Annotated in this window: 18 protein-coding genes; 6 read left to right on the top strand and 12 right to left on the bottom strand. The window is 65.4% G+C overall.

What is annotated here, in order from left to right:
• Window positions 1–8: 8 nt before the first annotated feature.
• On the top strand, window positions 9–752 hold the full coding sequence (locus tag HD883_RS23020) for an SDR family NAD(P)-dependent oxidoreductase (RefSeq protein WP_179589290.1): 744 nt from the start codon (window positions 9–11) through the stop codon (window positions 750–752).
• Window positions 753–862: 110 nt separating this feature from the next.
• On the top strand, window positions 863–1,879 hold the full coding sequence (locus HD883_RS23015; protein WP_179589289.1) for a Bug family tripartite tricarboxylate transporter substrate binding protein: 1,017 nt from the start codon (window positions 863–865) through the stop codon (window positions 1,877–1,879).
• Between the two features lie 62 nt (window positions 1,880–1,941).
• Here the strand turns inward: HD883_RS23015 and HD883_RS23010 are convergent, their stop codons facing one another.
• The 6 genes from HD883_RS23010 to HD883_RS22985 all read right to left on the bottom strand — a co-directional run bounded on the left by HD883_RS23010 (window position 1,942) and on the right by HD883_RS22985 (window position 7,229).
• Window positions 1,942–2,454 (bottom strand): carboxymuconolactone decarboxylase family protein, encoded by a 513-nt coding sequence (locus HD883_RS23010; protein WP_257022606.1) that lies wholly within the window; start codon window positions 2,452–2,454, stop codon window positions 1,942–1,944.
• Between the two features lie 129 nt (window positions 2,455–2,583).
• On the bottom strand, window positions 2,584–3,447 hold the full coding sequence (locus HD883_RS23005; RefSeq protein WP_179589287.1) for an amidohydrolase family protein: 864 nt from the start codon (window positions 3,445–3,447) through the stop codon (window positions 2,584–2,586).
• Window positions 3,448–3,449: 2 nt separating this feature from the next.
• Window positions 3,450–4,511 carry an isocitrate/isopropylmalate dehydrogenase family protein gene (locus tag HD883_RS23000; RefSeq protein ID WP_179589286.1) on the bottom strand — a complete coding sequence of 354 codons (1,062 nt, stop codon included), beginning with the start codon at window positions 4,509–4,511 and terminating at the stop codon, window positions 3,450–3,452.
• Between the two features lie 30 nt (window positions 4,512–4,541).
• Window positions 4,542–5,537, bottom strand: a complete 996-nt coding sequence (locus tag HD883_RS22995; RefSeq protein ID WP_179589285.1) for a Bug family tripartite tricarboxylate transporter substrate binding protein — start codon at window positions 5,535–5,537, stop codon at window positions 4,542–4,544.
• Window positions 5,538–5,562: 25 nt separating this feature from the next.
• The gene (locus tag HD883_RS22990) at window positions 5,563–6,534 is read right to left on the bottom strand and encodes a tripartite tricarboxylate transporter substrate binding protein (protein ID WP_179589284.1); all 972 of its coding nucleotides are present in this window, start codon (window positions 6,532–6,534) and stop codon (window positions 5,563–5,565) included.
• A gap of 59 nt (window positions 6,535–6,593) precedes the next feature.
• On the bottom strand, window positions 6,594–7,229 hold the full coding sequence (locus HD883_RS22985; protein WP_179589283.1) for a GntR family transcriptional regulator: 636 nt from the start codon (window positions 7,227–7,229) through the stop codon (window positions 6,594–6,596).
• A 113-nt stretch (window positions 7,230–7,342) separates the two neighbouring features.
• Between HD883_RS22985 and HD883_RS22980 the strand changes: the two genes are divergently transcribed.
• Entirely contained in the window at window positions 7,343–8,053 is a 711-nt protein-coding gene (locus HD883_RS22980; RefSeq protein WP_179589282.1) for a TetR/AcrR family transcriptional regulator, read from the top strand.
• A 171-nt stretch (window positions 8,054–8,224) separates the two neighbouring features.
• Here the strand turns inward: HD883_RS22980 and HD883_RS22975 are convergent, their stop codons facing one another.
• Both HD883_RS22975 and HD883_RS22970 read right to left on the bottom strand, forming a co-directional pair.
• Entirely contained in the window at window positions 8,225–9,253 is a 1,029-nt protein-coding gene (locus HD883_RS22975; protein WP_218863577.1) for an amidohydrolase family protein, read from the bottom strand.
• Window positions 9,254–9,255: 2 nt separating this feature from the next.
• Complete coding sequence (locus HD883_RS22970) at window positions 9,256–10,194, bottom strand: tripartite tricarboxylate transporter substrate binding protein (protein WP_373563455.1); 939 nt, start codon at window positions 10,192–10,194, stop codon at window positions 9,256–9,258.
• A 327-nt stretch (window positions 10,195–10,521) separates the two neighbouring features.
• Between HD883_RS22970 and HD883_RS22965 the strand changes: the two genes are divergently transcribed.
• The 3 genes from HD883_RS22965 to HD883_RS22955 all read left to right on the top strand — a co-directional run bounded on the left by HD883_RS22965 (window position 10,522) and on the right by HD883_RS22955 (window position 13,451).
• The gene (locus HD883_RS22965; protein ID WP_179589280.1) at window positions 10,522–11,433 is read left to right on the top strand and encodes a LysR family transcriptional regulator; all 912 of its coding nucleotides are present in this window, start codon (window positions 10,522–10,524) and stop codon (window positions 11,431–11,433) included.
• Window positions 11,434–11,559: 126 nt separating this feature from the next.
• Window positions 11,560–12,606: a Bug family tripartite tricarboxylate transporter substrate binding protein gene (locus HD883_RS22960; RefSeq protein ID WP_179589279.1), complete on the top strand. Its 1,047-nt coding sequence runs from the start codon at window positions 11,560–11,562 to the stop codon at window positions 12,604–12,606.
• Between the two features lie 38 nt (window positions 12,607–12,644).
• Window positions 12,645–13,451, top strand: coding sequence for an amidohydrolase family protein (locus HD883_RS22955; protein ID WP_179589278.1), 807 nt, complete (start codon window positions 12,645–12,647; stop codon window positions 13,449–13,451).
• A 76-nt stretch (window positions 13,452–13,527) separates the two neighbouring features.
• On the opposite strand, the gene HD883_RS22950 is transcribed toward HD883_RS22955, so the two are convergent.
• Genes HD883_RS22950 through HD883_RS22935 form a run of 4 tightly spaced genes read right to left on the bottom strand, consistent with a single transcriptional unit; the run spans window position 13,528 to window position 17,445 of the window.
• Window positions 13,528–14,583 (bottom strand): 2,5-dihydroxypyridine 5,6-dioxygenase, encoded by a 1,056-nt coding sequence (locus HD883_RS22950; protein ID WP_179589277.1) that lies wholly within the window; start codon window positions 14,581–14,583, stop codon window positions 13,528–13,530.
• A gap of 37 nt (window positions 14,584–14,620) precedes the next feature.
• On the bottom strand, window positions 14,621–15,871 hold the full coding sequence (locus HD883_RS22945; protein WP_218863575.1) for an FAD-dependent monooxygenase: 1,251 nt from the start codon (window positions 15,869–15,871) through the stop codon (window positions 14,621–14,623).
• A 12-nt stretch (window positions 15,872–15,883) separates the two neighbouring features.
• Window positions 15,884–16,657, bottom strand: a complete 774-nt coding sequence (locus tag HD883_RS22940; RefSeq protein ID WP_179589276.1) for an ABC transporter ATP-binding protein — start codon at window positions 16,655–16,657, stop codon at window positions 15,884–15,886.
• Window positions 16,654–17,445: an ABC transporter ATP-binding protein gene (locus HD883_RS22935; protein WP_257022605.1), complete on the bottom strand. Its 792-nt coding sequence runs from the start codon at window positions 17,443–17,445 to the stop codon at window positions 16,654–16,656. The genes HD883_RS22940 and HD883_RS22935 overlap by 4 nt, the downstream gene beginning before the upstream one ends.

Below are 17,445 nucleotides of genomic sequence, written 5' to 3'. Positions count from 1 at the left end.
ACAACAGCATGAAAAAAGCCATCGTCATCACAGGCGCGGCGCGCGGCATCGGCTTTGCGTTCGCGCAGCGGCTGGCCGCGCAGGACTACCACCTGGCCCTGGTCGACGTGGGTGATATCGACGCCGCGGCCAGCCGCCTGGCGGCCGGCGGCGCCAGCGTCTCGGCCTATCGCGGCGACGTCACGAAAGCCGATGACTGGAAAACCATCATCGATGACGTGGCCGCGCAGCACGCGGTGTACGGCCTCGTGAACAACGCCGCGCTGTTCGCCAGCCTGCAGGTGCAGGCCTTCGACACGGTCGACCCGACCGAGTGGATGAAGGTCATGGAAGTGAACACGCTGGGCCCCTATCTGGGCGTGCGCGAAGTCGTACCGCACATGCGCCAGCATGGCCAGGGCCGCATCGTGAACGTGGCGTCGACCTCGCCCCTGAAGGGCGTGACGGGCATGCTGCATTACGTGGCGAGCAAGGGCGCAGTGATTGCCATGACACGCTCATTAGCCCGCGAACTGGGCGCCCACGGTATCACCGTGAATGCGCTGGCGCCGGGCTTTACGCTTAGCGACGGCATCATGACCAATACCGAACACGTCGAGCTGTTCCGCGACATCGGCAAAGCCGGCCGCGCCCTCAAGCGAGATCAGCAGCCTGACGATCTGGTGGGCACGGTCGCGTTCTTGTTGGGCAAGGACGCTGCGTTCATGACCGGCCAGACGCTGGTCGTGGATGGCGGGTCGACCTTCGTGTGACGAGCGGAACAGGCAACGCAGATCCAACGCCTTAAACCTGCCGTGATCCCAGATCCGCCCGACGCGGACGCAGTGATCACGCATCCAACCGTATTCGTGGGGGAGACACCATGACTTTGAACCGACCTACCGGTGCGCCTGGCGTGACCCGCCTTGCCGCGTCCTTTGCCCTGTCCCTGGCCGCAATGGCCAGCCTGCCGTCGCTGGCCACCGCCGCCGACGCGAACTGGCCTACACGGCCGGTGCGCGTCGTGTCGGCGTTTTCGACCGGGTCCGGCCCCGACGCCATGTTGCGGCTGGTGGCGGACCGCCTGTCGCGCACGTGGGGCCAGCAGGTCGTGGTCGAGAACAAACCTGGCGGCAGCGGCTTCATCGCGGCCAATGACGCTAAACGGGCCACGCCCGATGGCAACACCTTGTTCCATGCGGACGGCCTGAACTTCACGGCCATCCCGCACATGTACAAGAAGCTGCCGTATGACCCGGTCAAGGATTTCATGCCGGTGATTCCGCTGCATCACAGCTACTTCTTTGTGGCCGTGGCAGCAAATTCGCCATGGAAGACGGCCGGCGACATGCTGGCCGCCGCCAAGGCCAAACCCGGCACGGTCACCTACGGTTCATGGCAGATCGGCAGCGTGGCCCACCTGGGCGGCGCGCAGCTTGAAGCCGCGTCGGGCACACGCATGACGCACGTGCCCTTCAAGGACAACAGCCAGCTCTACACGTCGGTGGCGAACGGCGAAGTGGACTGGGCCTTCGGCACCGCAGGCAGCGCCGGCCCGCTGCAGAAGGCCGGCAAGCTGCGTTTCCTGGCGCTGGCGGGTCCGGAACGCCTGTCCACGCATCCCGACGTGCCGACCATCGGCGACGCCGGCGGACCCAAAGGCTTTGAAGCCTCCGGCTGGGTCGGCCTGTTCGCACCGGCCGGCACACCGCCCGACATCGTTGACAAGATCAACCGGGACATCGCCGCCATCGTCGCGACACCCGACATGCAGCCGCGCATGATGGACTTCGGCTACATGCCGCTGGCCATCAAACCGGCCGACGTGCGGGCGCTGATCGACAAGGAATCGGCGCAGTACGCCAAGGTCGTCAAGACGATCAATCTGTCGCTGGATTGAGCGCGGTCGATATTCAGCACGTGTTGTCATGCGGTGTCATGCGGCCCGGCGGCAAGGATCCTCTACTTCGCCGCCGCGCGCCGTTCGGCAAACAGCTGCGACAGCACCTGCGAAGCGGCAATCGCCTTGGGAAATCCCGCGGGCACGGTGATCAGGTAGACGATCTCTTTCAACTCGTCTTCGGTCGCGCCCACGTTCAGGGCGTAGCCGGCGTGGATCTTCATCGTGGCCGTCTCGCCCATCGCGGCCATGGCGGCCACGGTCGCCAGTTGGCGCGTGCGATGATCCAGGCCCGGCCGGCTCCACACATCCCCCAAGGCATAGGCTTCGGTGGCTTCGGCCAGAAAGGGAAATTCGCGACGCATGGCCTCCAGCGCAGGTTGCGGCTGGCCGCGATTCAGCTCCGTGATGACGGCTGCGCCGCGCTGGCTGCGTTCTTCTGTCGTTGAGGCGTGCGCCGATGGCGGCACTGCCATGAAAATCGTGACGGCGATGGCAGCAACCGCTGGGAGCGCGGCGAACCGGGTGGCCAGGTTGTCGGCATGCTTGATGTTCAAACGATGCGGCGGCTTCATGACTTTCCTTGATTGAGGGAACGTCATGCCATGCTAGGCAAGCCGCCCCCGCATGAAAAGCCGCATTCGTCTGCCATCCTTGCCTGAAGCTATTGCAAGCGCATCGTCAGCGCACAGGGCGCCGCCAAATCAGAACCCGTACAACCGCGCCGGGTTATCCACCAGCACCTGCTGCCGCACGGCGGCGTCGGGCATCCACGCCATCGCGCTATCGACCAGCCCGCTTATCTTCCGATACGCGCTCACTTCCAGCGGACCCTTCCCCGCCTCGCGATTGGTATGCGGCCAGTCGCTGCCCCACAGTACCCGTTCGGCATTGGCCTCGATGAACGCCGCAGCCAGTCGCGCCACGGCGGTGGCGTCGCCTTCCGACGGGTCCACCGGCATGATCCGGTAGGCCGCCGACAGCTTGATGTAGGCCCGCCCGTCCCGCACCAGGCCGAGCACGGTCGTCACGTCCAGCGCACTAAGCGGCGTGCCGGCGGGCACCATCGCAAAGTGGTCCAGCACGATGGGCGCCGGCAATGAAGGCAACAACGGAATCGCGGCGGCCAGTGCCGTCAACGACGCATACACCTGCACATGCCAACCCAAGGGCGCCACTTTCCCGGTCCAATAGACCAGGGCGTCGACGATGCGTTGCGGGTCTTGTGCCCCCGCACTTTCGACATTGACCCGCAAGCCGCGCACACCGGCCGCATGCAGTTCCTTCAGTCCGGCCAGATCGATGTGATCGTCAACGACCGCCACAGCACGGCCCGCATCGCCCAGCCGCCGCACGCTGTCCAGGGTGCAGCGATTGTCGGTGCCATACACGCTGGGCTGGATGATCACCGCCCGCGACAGGCCGTTGCGGGCCAGGTGCGCCAGCAGGTCGTCATGCGACGCCAGTCCCGGCGTGTAATGCCGGTCGGCCACCATCGGATAGGCATCGGCGGGGCCGATGACATGCACGTGGCAGTCGCAGCTTCCGGCGGGGAAAACGCCCGTCATGCTTAGCCCGCAGCCAGGCGGCGCACGACCGCTTCGCCCGTTTCCTTGGTGCCCAGCTTGCCGCCCACGTCGCGCGTTGCTTCACCTGCTGCAATCGCATCGGCCACCACATCAAAGATCGCCGCCGCCGCGTCGTTGAACGCCTGCTGGCCCTTGCGCTGGCCATACCAGCCCAGCAGCATGGCCGCCGACAGGATCAGCGAGAAGGGATTGGCAATGTTCTGACCGGCAATATCCGGCGCCGAGCCGTGCGCGGCCTGGCCCATGGCATGGTCGGTGCCGGCGTTCAGCGAGCCGCCCAGGCCCAGGCTGCCCGACAGTTCGGCCGTCAGGTCCGACAAAATGTCACCGAACATATTGGTCGTGACGATCACGTCGAAGCGCTGCGGTGCACGCACCACGTGGGCCATCATCGCGTCGACGATGAAGTCATCGATCGTGACTTCCGGGAACTCCTTGCCGACCTGATGGCAGATGTCGATGAACATGCCATCGGCAATCTTGAGCACGTTCGCCTTGTGGACGATCGTCACATGCTTCTTGCGGGTCATGGCCAGCTCGAAGGCCGAGCGCGCGATACGTTCGCAGCACAGGCGCGTGATCCGGCGCAGCGAAATCACCACGTCCGGCGTGATCAGCATTTCGCTGCCGCCCGACTCGACGTTGCGGTCTGCGTAGAAGCCTTCGGTGTTCTCGCGCACCACCACCAGATCGAACTCGCCCAGGCGCGCGGGCATGCCGGGATAGGTCCGCGCCGGGCGGATGTTGGCGTACAGATCGAGGCTCTTGCGGAAGAACTTCGACGGGTTCACTTCGCCCTTGGCTTCGTCCTTGAAGTCGTAGGTGGCCATGGGGCCGAGCATCAGGCCGTCGGCCGCGCGCACTTTTTCCAGCAGTTCCGGGGTGACCGTGGCGCCGTTGCGCTTCAGGCTTTCGTGGCCCGCAATGTCATGCTGCAAGTCGAGGTTCAGGTTGAAGCGCTTGGACGCGGCTTCCAGAACGTCGACCGTCGTGGCCATGGTTTCAGGACCGATGCCGTCGCCGGGGATCACTACGATTTTCATGGTCTAGCCTTTAAGGAAATGAGGGGAAGTTCAATCAGCCTGGATGCCGGTAGCCTTGACGAGGCCTTGGTACTTGGCTGCGTCACGCTTCACGAAGTCGGCAAATTCGGCGGGGGTGTTCTGGCGGACCGCGCTGCCATCGGATTCAAGGCGGCCGCGGATCGCCGGTTCGGCCAGGATCTTGTTGATCTCGGCATTCAGGCGGGTGACGATCGCGTCGGGCGTTTCAGCGGGCGCGAACACACCGCCCCACAAGCTGAAGCTGAAGTCCGGCACACCGCTTTCCGCCACGGTCGGCACGTTAGGTAGAGTCGGCATGCGTTTGGGCGTCGACACCGCCAAGGCGCGCAGGCGGTTGCTGGTCACGTAGCCCATGACAGCCGATGCACTGGAAAAGAAGAAGTCGACCTGGCCGCCCAGCAGGTCCGTCATGGCCTGGCCGGCGCCCTTGTAGGGAACGTGGACCATGCTGGACTTGACGCCCAGCGCCAGCGCGGCGGCAGCGAGATGCCCCGGCGTGGCCGTGCCCGACGACGCATACGCAACCGCCTCGGGCTTGACCTGCGCGGCCTTTACCAGGTCCTGCAGGGTCTTGTATTTCGAGTTCGCAGGCACCGCCATGACCAGCGGCGCGTCGCCCACCAGCACCACCGGCTTGAAGTCCTTGAGCGGGTCGTAGCCCAGCTCCTTGACCACGAACTGGTTCACGGCCATTTCGCCGGTCTGGCCGAGCAACAGCGTGTAGCCGTCACCCTTGGCCCGTGCCGCGATACGGGTACCCAGCGCGCCGGATGCGCCCGGGCGGTTGTCCACGATTACCGGCTGCTTGAGCGCCGTGCCCAGCCGTTCGCCGATCAGGCGCGCGAACACATCGCCCTGCCCGCCGGGGGCGTAGGGAACGATGATGGTGATGGGCTTGGACGGATAGCTGTCCTGGGCCAGCGCCGCGCCACTGAACGTGCTCAACATGAGCGCGCCGGCGGCGGCCAGCACATGGCGGCGGGCAGGTTGGAAGGAATGGTTCATGGATGTCTCCTATGTTGTTCTGGTCTTATTGCAGCTTCATGCCCGACGTCTTGACGACGCCCTTCCACAGCGCAAGTTCGCTGGACAGCGCGCGCTTGAAGTCGGCGGGCGAGCCGCTGATCGGATCGGCGCCTTCATGGACCAGGCGATTGCGCACCAGGTCGGCGGCGGCCACGTCGTTGATGGCCTGATTCAATTGGTTGACGAGTGCAACCGGTGTCTTGGCCGGGGCCAGCACGCCCCACCACGTCGTGATGTTGAAGTTCGGCACGCCCGCTTCCGCCATGGTCGGCACGTCAGGGAACAGGGGCGACCGCTTGGCGCCGGTCACGGCCAGCAGGTCGACGCGGTTGGACTGCACGTGCGTCAGGATGGTTGGCACGGTGGCAAAGAACAGCTGCACACGGCCTGCCAGCAGGTCCACCGTCGCGGGGCCACTGCCCTTGTAGGGCACGTGCGTCATGTTCAGGCCGCTGCGCTGATGGAACAGCTCGCCCGCCAGATGGTTGATGCTGCCATTACCAGCCGAGCAGAAGTTGATGCCGTCGGCACGCGCCTGGCCCAGCGCACGCAACTGCGTGATGTTCTTGACGCCCAGCTCCTTGCTGGTCACCACAAACAGCGGGCCGCGGCCGATCATCGCAACCGGCGCATACGACTTCTCCACGTCATAGGTCGCGTTGATTTCCGACGCCGCGTTCGTCACGAAGGTCGACGTGGCAAACAGCAGGGTATAGCCATCGGGCTTGGCGTTGGCCACCATCGTCGCGCCAATCGATCCGCCGCCACCGCCCCGGTTGTCCACCACCACCGTCTGCCCCAGCTTGTCGCCCAGCGTCTTGGCCACGTCGCGCGCAATGCTGTCCGTGCCGCCGCCAGCCGCGAAGGGCACGACCAGCGTGATGGGGCGGGTGGGATAGGTCTGGGCGGATGCCAGCGCGGGAAGGACGCCCAGCGCCGCGGCGGCGGTCCAGTGCAACAAGGGGGTGCGGTTCATATCGTGTCTCCAGAGGGATGTGGGTGTTCTTGATTTTTTGGATGACTCGGGATGCGCGGTCAGCGCTGCCTGAGCATCTTCAGGCGTTCGAGCAAGGCCTGATGAATATGGGCGCGGGCCACGGCGTCGGCCCGCTGCGGATCGCGCGTCCGGATCGCATCGACGATCGCGCGATGTTCGATCAGCGCCTTGTCGGCACGGGCGGGCGTCATCAACGTGCTGCGCCCGAGCAGATAGGTGGTGTCCGTCAGCGACTGCAGCGAACGGATCAGATGGCGGTTGTGCGCCGCGCTGTAGATGGCCTGATGGAACTGCAGGTTCAGTGCGACCGGATCGGCGTCGTGATCGGCTTCATCCAGGATCGCTTCCATGTTGGCGATCTCGGCATCGGTCGCGTGCCGCGCCGCGAAGCCGGCGGCCGCGCCTTCCAGCACTTCGCGCATGGCGTACAGCTCGGACACGCCCTGCTGGTCCATCTGCGTGACGACCAGGCCGCGGCGCGGTTCATGGGTCAGCAGCCCTTCGTCCTGAATGCGCTTGAGTGCTTCACGAACCGGGGTACGCCCCATGTCGAGCTGATTGGCGACGTCGATCTCGCGCAGCCTGTCATTGGCCGTGAACAGCCCGGTCAGGATGCGCTGCTTGATCTCGTTATAGGCGGCCAGCGCCTGCGTGTTGGTCTTGGCTGTAGGCATATTCGTCTCTGGGTATATTTTTGCATACAAAAATATATGCTGCAAACAACTGACGGATTTCCCCGGGAAACCCCGTAGCATGGAGGCTTGCGAAATTAATTAAGCGACCGATTATGAATGCAGTGACCGGCCGCCGCGGCGATGTGGCCGCGCCGCCCTCGCGCAAACCCAAGCGCGGCACCCAGAAAGGCCCCGGCCGTCCGGAAGGCACCAGCGTCGTCCGCGAAACGATCCTGAACGCCGCTGAAGGCATCTTTGCGAACCTGGGCTATGCCGGCACCACGCTGCGCGAAGTGGCCAACGAAGCCAACGTGACGCAGGCGCTGATCAACTACTACTTCGGGTCCAAGTATGGCCTGTTTGAAGAAGTCTTTCTGCGCCGCAGCCAGATCATTGCCGACGCCCGCACCGAAAACCTGGCCGCGCTGCAGGCAAGTTCGGACAAGCCGTCGGTGCGCGACATCGTCCAGGCCTTCCTGATGCCGACGCTGGCGTTTCGCGATACCGCCGAAGGACGTTCGTTCCTGCGCCTGCAGGCCCGCCTGCATACCGAGCCGCCGCAGATCTCGTATCAGCTTCGCACCAACGCCTACGGCACGTCCACGCGCGACTATGTGAACGCCTTGCGCGCGGCATTGCCGCACCTGTCGGAGCTGGATGCGACCTGGCGCGTGACCTTCATGGTGGGCACGTATCTGTATGCGTTTTCGGACACGCACCGGATGGAAGAGATGATGCCGCCGGGGGTCTATGACCCCGAAGATACGAATGACCTGATCGAACAGGTCACGCGATTTGTGACAGCGGGGCTGCTGGCGCCCTAGGGGCCGAGGCAACCTGCCTGGCGGGCGCGAGGACGGCAGGTGTCCGGGCGTGCAGGTGTTCGGGCGTGCAGGTGTCCGGGTGTGCAGGCGTTCGGGTGTGCAGGCGTTCGGGCGGTGGGGTGCGCAAACGGTACGGCCCGCAGGCCCCGCAGGCCATGCAGGCTCGGCCGTTCAGGCCGGCGTCACGCCCTTTCCGAATGCGCCATACAAGGCCCGGGGGTTGTCCACCAGAATGCGCTGCCGAACGGCCGCATCGGGCGCCCAGGTCGCCAGCAAGTCGAACAGGTCTCCGTCATTGGGCATGCCACGCCCGTTCATGTTGACGTGCGGCCAGTCGGTGCCCCACACCAGCCGTTCCGGCGCGGCGGCGATCAATGCCTGCGCAATCGGGGTAACGGCATCGTAGGGGTAATCGCCGTCGGTACACCGCATCGGGCCCGACAGCTTGACCCAGAACCTTCCCGTATCCAGCAGCTGCAGCAGCCGATGCATGGCCGGCTGGTCCACCCCGCCGCGCGCGGGCACCGCCGCAAAGTGGTCCAGCACGACCACCATGTTCAGGGCTTCCAGCGCATCGGCATGCGCAAGCAGGTCCGTTCCCGACGGATAGTATTGGATGTGCCACCCCAGGTCCCGCACGCGGCCAACCATGGACGACGGCAGCCGCGGCAAGTCGCCCCGGTGCCCCGGGCTCACGAACCGCGCACCCACAACGCCCAGTGCATCCAGCCGTTCCAATGCCGGATCGGTGATGTCGTCGGGCAGCAAGGCCACGCCCCTGAATCGGTCCGGATGCGCTTCCAGCACCTGCGCCAGATGCGTGGTGCTGCGCCCATATCCGCCGCCACTCACTACGACCGCGCCAGCCAGGCCCAGCGTGTCCTGCAGCGCGATATTCGTTTCGGGCAAAGCGTCGTCCGACACGTACTTGCTGTCCGGATGGAAGGGGTGTTGCGCTGCCGGGCCGAACAGATGCACATGGCAATCGATCGCGCCGGGTGGACACGCGGTGCGCGGACGATAGGGGTGGGGATCCGGCGGTTGCGTGCGCGGCGGGGTGGGGCGTGGGGATGATGCGGCCGAGGACGCAGGCGATGCGGCCGAGGACCCAGGCGATGAGGCGGATGCAGGCGATGCGGCGGATGCAAGCGATGCTGCGGATGCTGCAGGCGATGCGTGGGCCTGCGATGTCGACGTCATGGTCATTGCGCCTTGATATTCGATTTACGGACCACGTCGGCCCACTGCCCGATTTCTTGATGGATCAGCGAGCGAAACGCGTCGGGGCCGGTCGCAACCGATTCCACCCCGGCCGCATCCAGCTGCTTCCGATACGCCGGCTGTTTCGCCACCGCCGCAATCGCAGTGTTCAGCGTACTGACAATCGCGGGCGACGTCCCCTTGGGCACCAGCATCCCCATCCACAAGGTGGCCTGATAGCCGGGCACGCCCGACTCCGCCACGGTCGGTACGTCGGGCATCAAGGGCGAACGCTTCAGGCTGGCGATCGCCAGGGGTCGCAGCTTGCCCGTGCCGATCTGCGGGGCCGAGGTGGCAATGGTGTCCATCTTCAACGCCACCTGCCCGCCCAGCAGATCGTTCATGGCCGGGGCCGCGCCCTTGTAGGGAATGTGCGTGACCTTGATGTCGAGTTTCTGCAGCAGCAGTTCCATCGTCACGTGCGGCAAGGTGCCCGCGCCGGCCGACGCGTAATCCAGCTTGCCCGGGTTCGCTCGCGCATACGCCACAAAGCCCTTGAAGTCGGTGAACGGTTGGTTGCCATTCGCAACGACCAGTTCGGGGATCTGGGCGACCAGCGACACCGGCACCAGGTCCTTCTCGGTATCGAAGGGCAGCTTCGCGATGATCGACGGGTTGATGGTGTGATTGGGCGTCGTGAACAGCACGGTGTAGCCGTCGGGCTCGGCCCGTGCCACGCGTGCGGTGGCGATGGTGCCGCCCGCGCCGGGAACGTTCTCGACCACGAACTGGGTGTGCAGTTGCTGGCCCAGATTGGCCGCGACCAGGCGCGCCACGACATCCACCGTGCCGCCGGCCGGAAACGGTAAGATCAGCCGCACCGGCCGATCGGGCCAGGCGGCCTGGGCCGTGGCAGGAACCGCCGCGGCAAGGGCCGACACCACTGCTGCCGCGCATGCCACGGCGAAAGGCGCCCTGATTGCCGCAGCGAGTGACGCCGTGAATGAAGCAACGGATGAAGCAGTGGATGAAGCAGTGGATGAAGCAAGCAATGGCGCACTCAATGGCGTACCGGAAGCCGCATTCATTGCCTCAGCCTGGCCCCCGGACACCTGTCGTCTGCCGGCTAAAAGCGCGGGTCCCGTTTGCTGGTGCATGTCCTGTCTCCTGCGACTATGACGTCTTGTCCCGGCAGTACAGCATCGGCATGCACCCCCGACAAATGATTTGTATGCAGCTATCGATGAACCTTTTTCACCTCGGACGCCATGTCGTCGCAGATTGATTTCCTGGGCATCCAGGCCTTCCTGGCCATTGTCGAAACGGGCAGTTTCCAGCTTGCCGCGTCGCAGCTGAACCTGTCGCAGACCGCCATCAGCCACCGCATGCGCAAGCTGGAAGACAGCCTGGGCGTGCGCCTGGTCGTCCGCACCACGCGCGAAGTCACCCTGACCGAGGCCGGCCGCGCACTGCTGCCCCGCGCCCGAAGCGCGGTCAAGGAACTGGCCAGTTCGTGCGACACGGTGCGCAAGCACGGACAGCATGCCAACGACTGGCTCACCATCGCCTGCCTGCCCACGGTCGCCATCGGCATCCTGACGCCGCTGCTGCTGGCCTGCCGCGAACGCTGGCCCGACGTGCCCGTGCGGGTGTTCGACAACTCCGTGATCGAGATTGCCGAACTGGTGGCCTCGCGCACCGCAGCCTTCGGCATCACCGTACTGCAGAGCGCGCGGCCCGAACTGGCGGTGGAACGTGTGATCGACGAACCCTTCGTATTGGTCTGCCCGGAAGGCCATGACCTGGCCTTGCGCGATCATGTCCGCTGGCATGACCTGCAGCACGAATCCTTGATCCGCATCAGCCTGCCGTCGGGCAACAGCATGACGATCGATGACACCCTGGGTGCACAACGCGACACGCTGCGGTGGCGGTACGAAGCGCAGCACAACGGCATGGCGCTGGAAATGGTGCGCGGCGGGCTGGGGCTGACGATCGTGCCCAAACTGTCGGTGGTGGGTGGCCAGGGACTGCGCACACTGACGATCGCGGACCCGCCGGTCGTCCGCGCGCTGTGCGTCGTCACGCGACGCGATACGGTGCTGAGCGCCGAAGACACCTGGGTCAAGGACCGCGCCGTGGCGCTGATCAAGGCACACGTGAAAGGTGATGTGCCCTGACATGAATCTGGCGCATGGGTCGGCACGAAACATTCATTTGTTCCCGTCCCCTGCCCTCCCTACACTTTCTCCGAGGCCCGACAGGCCCCCTGGCATCCCTGCCAGGCACATCAACGGAGACCGTGCATGCCCACCTCATTCCCTGCGCCGCCGAATCGTGGGCGGCGCACCCTGCTCAAAGGCGTTGCCACGGGCGTTGCCACAAGCGTTGCAACCCGGGTTGCGACCGGCGCCGCCATCACCGCCGCCTTGACCACCCCGTTCCGCGCCGCCGTGGCGCAAGGCACCTATCCCTCGCAGCCGATCCGCGTGATCGTGCCCTTCGGCCCCGGGGGGCTGGCCGACATTTCCATGCGCCTGATCGGCCAGAAACTGGGCGAGCGGCTGGGCCACCCCATCATCGTGGACAACCGCCCCGGTGCGGGCGGCGTGGTGGCGGCCACGTCCACCCTGGGTGCGCCCAAGGACGGGCACACGCTGATCCTGTTCACCAATGGCACCGCGATCGGCAAGTCTTTGTTCAACCTGAAGTACGACCCCGAAAAAGACTTCACGCCGATATCCACACTGGCCTACTTCGACCTGATCCTGCTGACCAAAAAGGACGGCCCGATCACTGACCTGCAGGCCTTGCTGGCCGCGGGCAAGACACGCCGGCTGACCCTTGGCACCATCAATCCGGGCAGCACGCAAAACCTGTCGGGTGAACTGTTCAAGTCGGTCGCCAAACTGAATGCCGACCTCGTGCCGTACAAAAGCACGTCCGAAGTCCTGGCCGCATTGATGCGCGGCGATGTGGACGTCGCGTTCGAATCCTATGCCGCGCTGAAGGGCGCGGTCGATGCGGGTCAGGTATCGGTGATCGCGGCCACGGGCCCGACACGATCCTCGTGGCTGCCCAAGGTGCCCACCGTGCGCGAAGCCGGTTTGCCCGGCTATGAAGTGACCGGTTGGAACGCGTTGTACGCCCCCGCAGGCGTACCCGCTGCGGTTGTCGAGACCCTGAACCGCCACATGCGCGAGGTGCTGGCCCTGCCCGACGTGCGCCAGCGCCTGCTGGACCTGGGCACCGACCCGAAGCCGAGCAGCCCCGCGGAACTGGCCGAGGTGTTCTGCCGCGACACCCAGAAATGGGCCGCCGTGATTCGGCAGGCCGGCATCAAGCCGCAATGAATGAATGAATGAATGAATGAACTGACAAGGACCCGAACATGACCGACACTCCAGCCGGCGATCGCCCCCTGGTCGATACGCACGTCCACATCTTCCGCAAGACCATGCCGCTGGTGCCCGATCCCCGGCATGCCCCCACCTACGAGTTCACCGCCGAGCAACTGCAAGGCGTGCTTGATGCACATGGCGTGCAGTTCTGCGTCATTGCCGCGGCCAGCCCCTGGGGCGACTGCAACGACTACGTGATCCGGTCGTTGCGGACCCGGCCGCGGTGGCGCGGCACCGTCATCCTGGACCCGTCGACCGACCTGTACACGATGGAACAGATGACGCGCGACGGCATCGTCGGCGTACGCCTGCCCTTCATCAGCATGAAGACACTGCCCGACCTGGACAGCTGGGACTATCGCAAATTCCTGTATCGCATTGCCGAGCTGGACTGGCACGTCCACCTGCATCTGGACGGTCCGCGCATTCCGCAGGTGCTGCCGCAACTGGAACGGTCCGGCGTCAAGCTGGTGCTCGACCACATCGGCCGGCCCGACCCGGTGCAAGGCATTCATAGCGAAGGCTTCAAGGCCATGGCGCGTGCAATGGAAAACGGGCGCACCTGGGTGAAGCTGTCCGGCGCCTACCGGCTGGGCCCGCAAGCCGCCGAGCAGGCCCGCGAGCTCTGCCGCCAGGTTGGCACCGATCACATGGTCTGGGCCAGCGACTGCCCGTTCGTGGGCGACGAAGCCACCAAGTATCAAAGCACCATCGACTGGCTGGCCAACGTCGTGCCGGACGCCGCGGAGCGCCGCAAGATCATGGGCGAAAACGCGTTGCGGCTGTATTTCTCGTAAGTCGGGGGGAGTGCACTGCCTTGGTAGCCTGCCTCGGTGCAGGCAGGCGGTTCGATGTCCTCCCCTGCCTCAAGGGTCAAGCCAGGACGGCCATCGCCTCTTCCACCACCTTGCCCGCCACCACCACCTCCTTGCCATCCACCGTGACCGTGCAGCGGCGCAGCGGAATGTCCATGTGGCAGGCGGTCGTGCGCGAGCCGCCCACTTCGTTGTTCGGGCCGAGCGAGAACAGGAAATTGCCGGCAAAGGCGCGGGCGTCCATGCCGATGGTGGCTTCGCGGTCGTACAGGCCCAGCGTCGACCAGCGGGCGCGGTCCTGCATGCCCCAGCCGATGTGCGACATGGCGTAGGCTTCGGGATCGTTGAACGATTCCATGTAGTCGTTCAACAGGTCGGCGTCCATGCCGCCCGTGATCGACCGCACGTAGCCGCCGCGCACTTCCATCACGATGCGTCCGTTCACATAGGACTTCATGGGCAGCAGGATGTCGCCCTTGTCGACCACGATGCGGCCTTCGGTGCCGCCTTCGTTGGGCCAGGTCAGCGCAAAGCCGCTGGGCCAGTGGTCCCACCGGCCAGGCTCATCGACAAAGCCATATTCCTTCACCACCGGAAATTCCCCCAGCGGGCAGGTCAGGTCGGTGCCGGCTTCGGACGTGATGCGCATCGACTTCGCGCCTTCGAGCAGCGCGGCGGATGCCTTGACGCGTTGCCGATCGGCCTCGGTAGGCACCATGCGCAGCAGGATTTCGGGCGGCTCGACGGCCAGCAGGATCTTGCCGCCGCCTTGCAGGATGTCGTGCTGTTCGGGCGAGAACAGCAGCGTCATCAGGTCCAGCACCAGGTCGCTGGCCTTGAGCGCCGCAATCGCCGCGCGGTTGCCGGTCAGCGGCGTGGTGCCCAGGTAGGCCAGCGTGTCGCGGCTCAGGGACTTCTCGCCATTGACGGGCGACAGGTCCAGCCGGTTCACGGTAGCCCCAAGCAACCCTGCCGCCGTCATGGCGGTGCGCAGGGTCTGCGGGTGGGTCACGCCTTCGGTCGTCAGTACAGTGACGATGTCGCCGGGCTTTAGGTTCGACAGGGTCAGGACCTGGGTCCAGGCCTTGACCATGTCGGCATCGCTGACAGGCATATCGGGCTCCTAACTCAACAAGGATTCAGGCTTGCATTCAGGCCGTCACGGCCTTTTGCACCGGCGCGGTCTTGCCGAAACGTTCGGCGCAGGTGGTGGCGTCGTAGGCGTACACCCAGTTGGCCTGGATGCCGACGGCGTTGGGGTTCATCCATTCGCGCCAGCGGTAGGCCAGGTCGCGCTTGAACTGCGCCCACGGCGACGGCAGGTGATAGGTGCGACCACGTTCGCGGGCTTCGAGCTGCACGCGGCTGGTGCGCGGCAGGCGTTCGATCTCGTAGGCCTTGAGGGCAGCCGGAATGTCGCGGCCGTACTTGGCCAGGGCTTCGGCCAGCACATAGCCGTCTTCGATCGCCATGGCGGCGCCTTGCGACAGGAAGGGCAGCATCGGGTGGGCGGCGTCGCCCAGCAGGGTGATGCGGCCCTTGGACCAAGCCGTCATCGGGTCGCGGTCGAACAGGCCCCACTTGTAGACGTTCTCGGTGCGGCTGAAGAGCTCGATGATGTTGGGATGCCAGCCTTCATAGGCGGCCATCAGTTCTTCCCGGCTGCTCGGCTTGTTCCAGGATTCTTCAACCCAGTCCTTGCTCTCGTTCACGGCGACGATGTTGACCGACTTGCCCCCGTTCACGTAGTAGGTCACCAGGTGACCGTGCGGCCCCATCCAGAAGGACGAATCGGGGCTGACATACGGCAGCGGGAATTTATCGACCGGCACCAGCGCGCGCCAGCACATGTGGCCGGTGAACTTGGCTGTCTCGGCGCCCCACAGCGCATCGCGCACGACCGAGCGCAGGCCATCCGCGCCCACGATCAGGTCGGCTTCGTATTCGGTGCCGTCATCGAACACGGCGACCGATTTGTCGCCTTCATCGCGCACCGACACGCAGCGCACGCCCAGCGTCGCGCCGCCCTTCTCAAGATGCGACGACAGGATGGCGTGCAGGTCCGCGCGGTGCACGTGATAGAAGTCCGCGCCATACAGCTCGGGGCAGTGGCCCTTGAGCGGCGTGCGGAACAGTTCGCGCGCCGATCGCCAGTTGCGGCCCACCATCGCCTGCGGCAGGAAGCCGACCTTGGCCAGCGGATCGGCCAGGCCCAGGGCGCGCAAGACCTTGACGCCGTTCGGCGTCATCTGGACGCCGGCGCCGACTTCGCCAAAGGCCGCGGCACGTTCGAACACATGGCATTCAATGCCGCGCAGCATCAGCGCGCGCGACAGCGCCACGCCGCCAATGCCGCCGCCGATGATGCCCACACGAAGAGGTCTATCCACAGGTTTATTCATGTCTTGTTCTCCTTAACCGCCCAGATAGGCGCTCAACAATTCCGGATCCTGGAGCAGGCCGGCGGCATCGCGATCGGCGACGACACGGCCCGTCTCGAACACATACGCACGCGACGCGGCCGACAAGGCGTTGTGCACGTTCTGCTCCACCAGCAGCACGGTCACGCCATGGGCATTGATCTCGCGCACCACGTCAAAGACTTCATCGGCCATCTTGGGACTCAGGCCCAGGCTGGGCTCGTCCAGCAACAGCAGTTCGGGCTCGGACATCAGCGCGCGGCCAATGGCCAGCATCTGCTGCTCGCCGCCGCTCAGGGTGCCGGCCAGTTGCTGATGCCGCTCCTTCAGCCGCGGAAAGCGGTGATACACCATGCCCACGCGCTGCTGCACCACTTCGCGCGACTTGCACAGGTAGGCGCCCAGGGTCAGGTTCTCGTACACCGTCATGGCCGACCACACGTGCCGTTCTTCGGGGCTTTGCGCAATGCCCAGCCCCACGACACGATCCGCCGGCATGCCGCCGATATCCTTGCCCTTGAAGCGGATGCTGCCGCGGGTCGGCTTGAGCAGACCCGAGATGGCGCGCAGCGTCGTGCTTTTTCCCGCGCCGTTCGCACCGATCAGGGCAACCACCTCGCCCGGCTGCACCGACAGCGTCACGCCATGCAGCGCGGCGGTCTTGCCATAGCTCACGTGCAGGTTGTCGATCTCGAGCAAGGGCGTGCCGGTCGCCACGGCGGGCCGCGTTCCCGACACGGCGCCGGGCGCATTCAGAACGGCGCTCATGCCTGCGCTCCCCGGCCCAGGTAGGCCTCGATCACTTGCGGATGACGCTGCACTTCCAGCGGCGTGCCTTCCGCCAACTTCGCGCCGAAGTGCATCACCACCACGCGGTCCGACACCGCCATCACCAGACCCATGTTGTGCTCCACGATCAGAATCGACTGGACCATCGTGCCGCGCAGCCGCTTTAGGATGTGGCCGAGTTCGGCCGCCTCCTGGCTGTTCAGGCCGGCCGCCGGCTCGTCCAGCATCAGAATGTCCGGTTTGGCCGACAATGCCAGCGCCACCTCCAGCAGCCGCAATTCGCCGCACGACAGCAGGTAGGCCGGCGCATTCATGCGCGCGCCCAGGCCCATGACGTTGACGATGCGTTCGGCGCTGTCACGCGCGGCCTGCTCGGCCTCGTGCACGGCCTTGCCCGGAAAGAAGGTGCGCAGCAGGCTCTGGTGCGCGTTCAGGTAGTGCCCGGTCAGCACGTTTTCGAACACCGTCAGCGACTTCAGGATGTTGGTCTTCTGAAAGCTGCGGACGATGCCCCGGCGCGCCATGCGATAGGGCTTTTCGCCGGTCACGTCCTCGCCCTTGAAATGCACCTTGCCCGACGTGGGCGTGTAGAAACCGGTGATCAGGTTGAAGCAGGTTGTCTTGCCCGCGCCGTTCGGCCCGATCAGGCCGACGATCTCGCCGGCGCCCACATCGAAACTGATGTCCTGCACGGCCTTGAGGCCACCAAAGGTTTTCGACAGGCCGCGCACGGCCAGCATCGGCGACGTCGATGAAGACAGCGTCAT

Origin of the sequence: Pigmentiphaga litoralis (assembly GCF_013408655.1) — a bacterium.
Taxonomy (GTDB): domain Bacteria; phylum Pseudomonadota; class Gammaproteobacteria; order Burkholderiales; family Burkholderiaceae_B; genus Pigmentiphaga; species Pigmentiphaga litoralis_A.
Note: the sequence above shows the minus strand (reverse complement) of the source record. Positions and strands in the feature narration are given on the sequence as shown.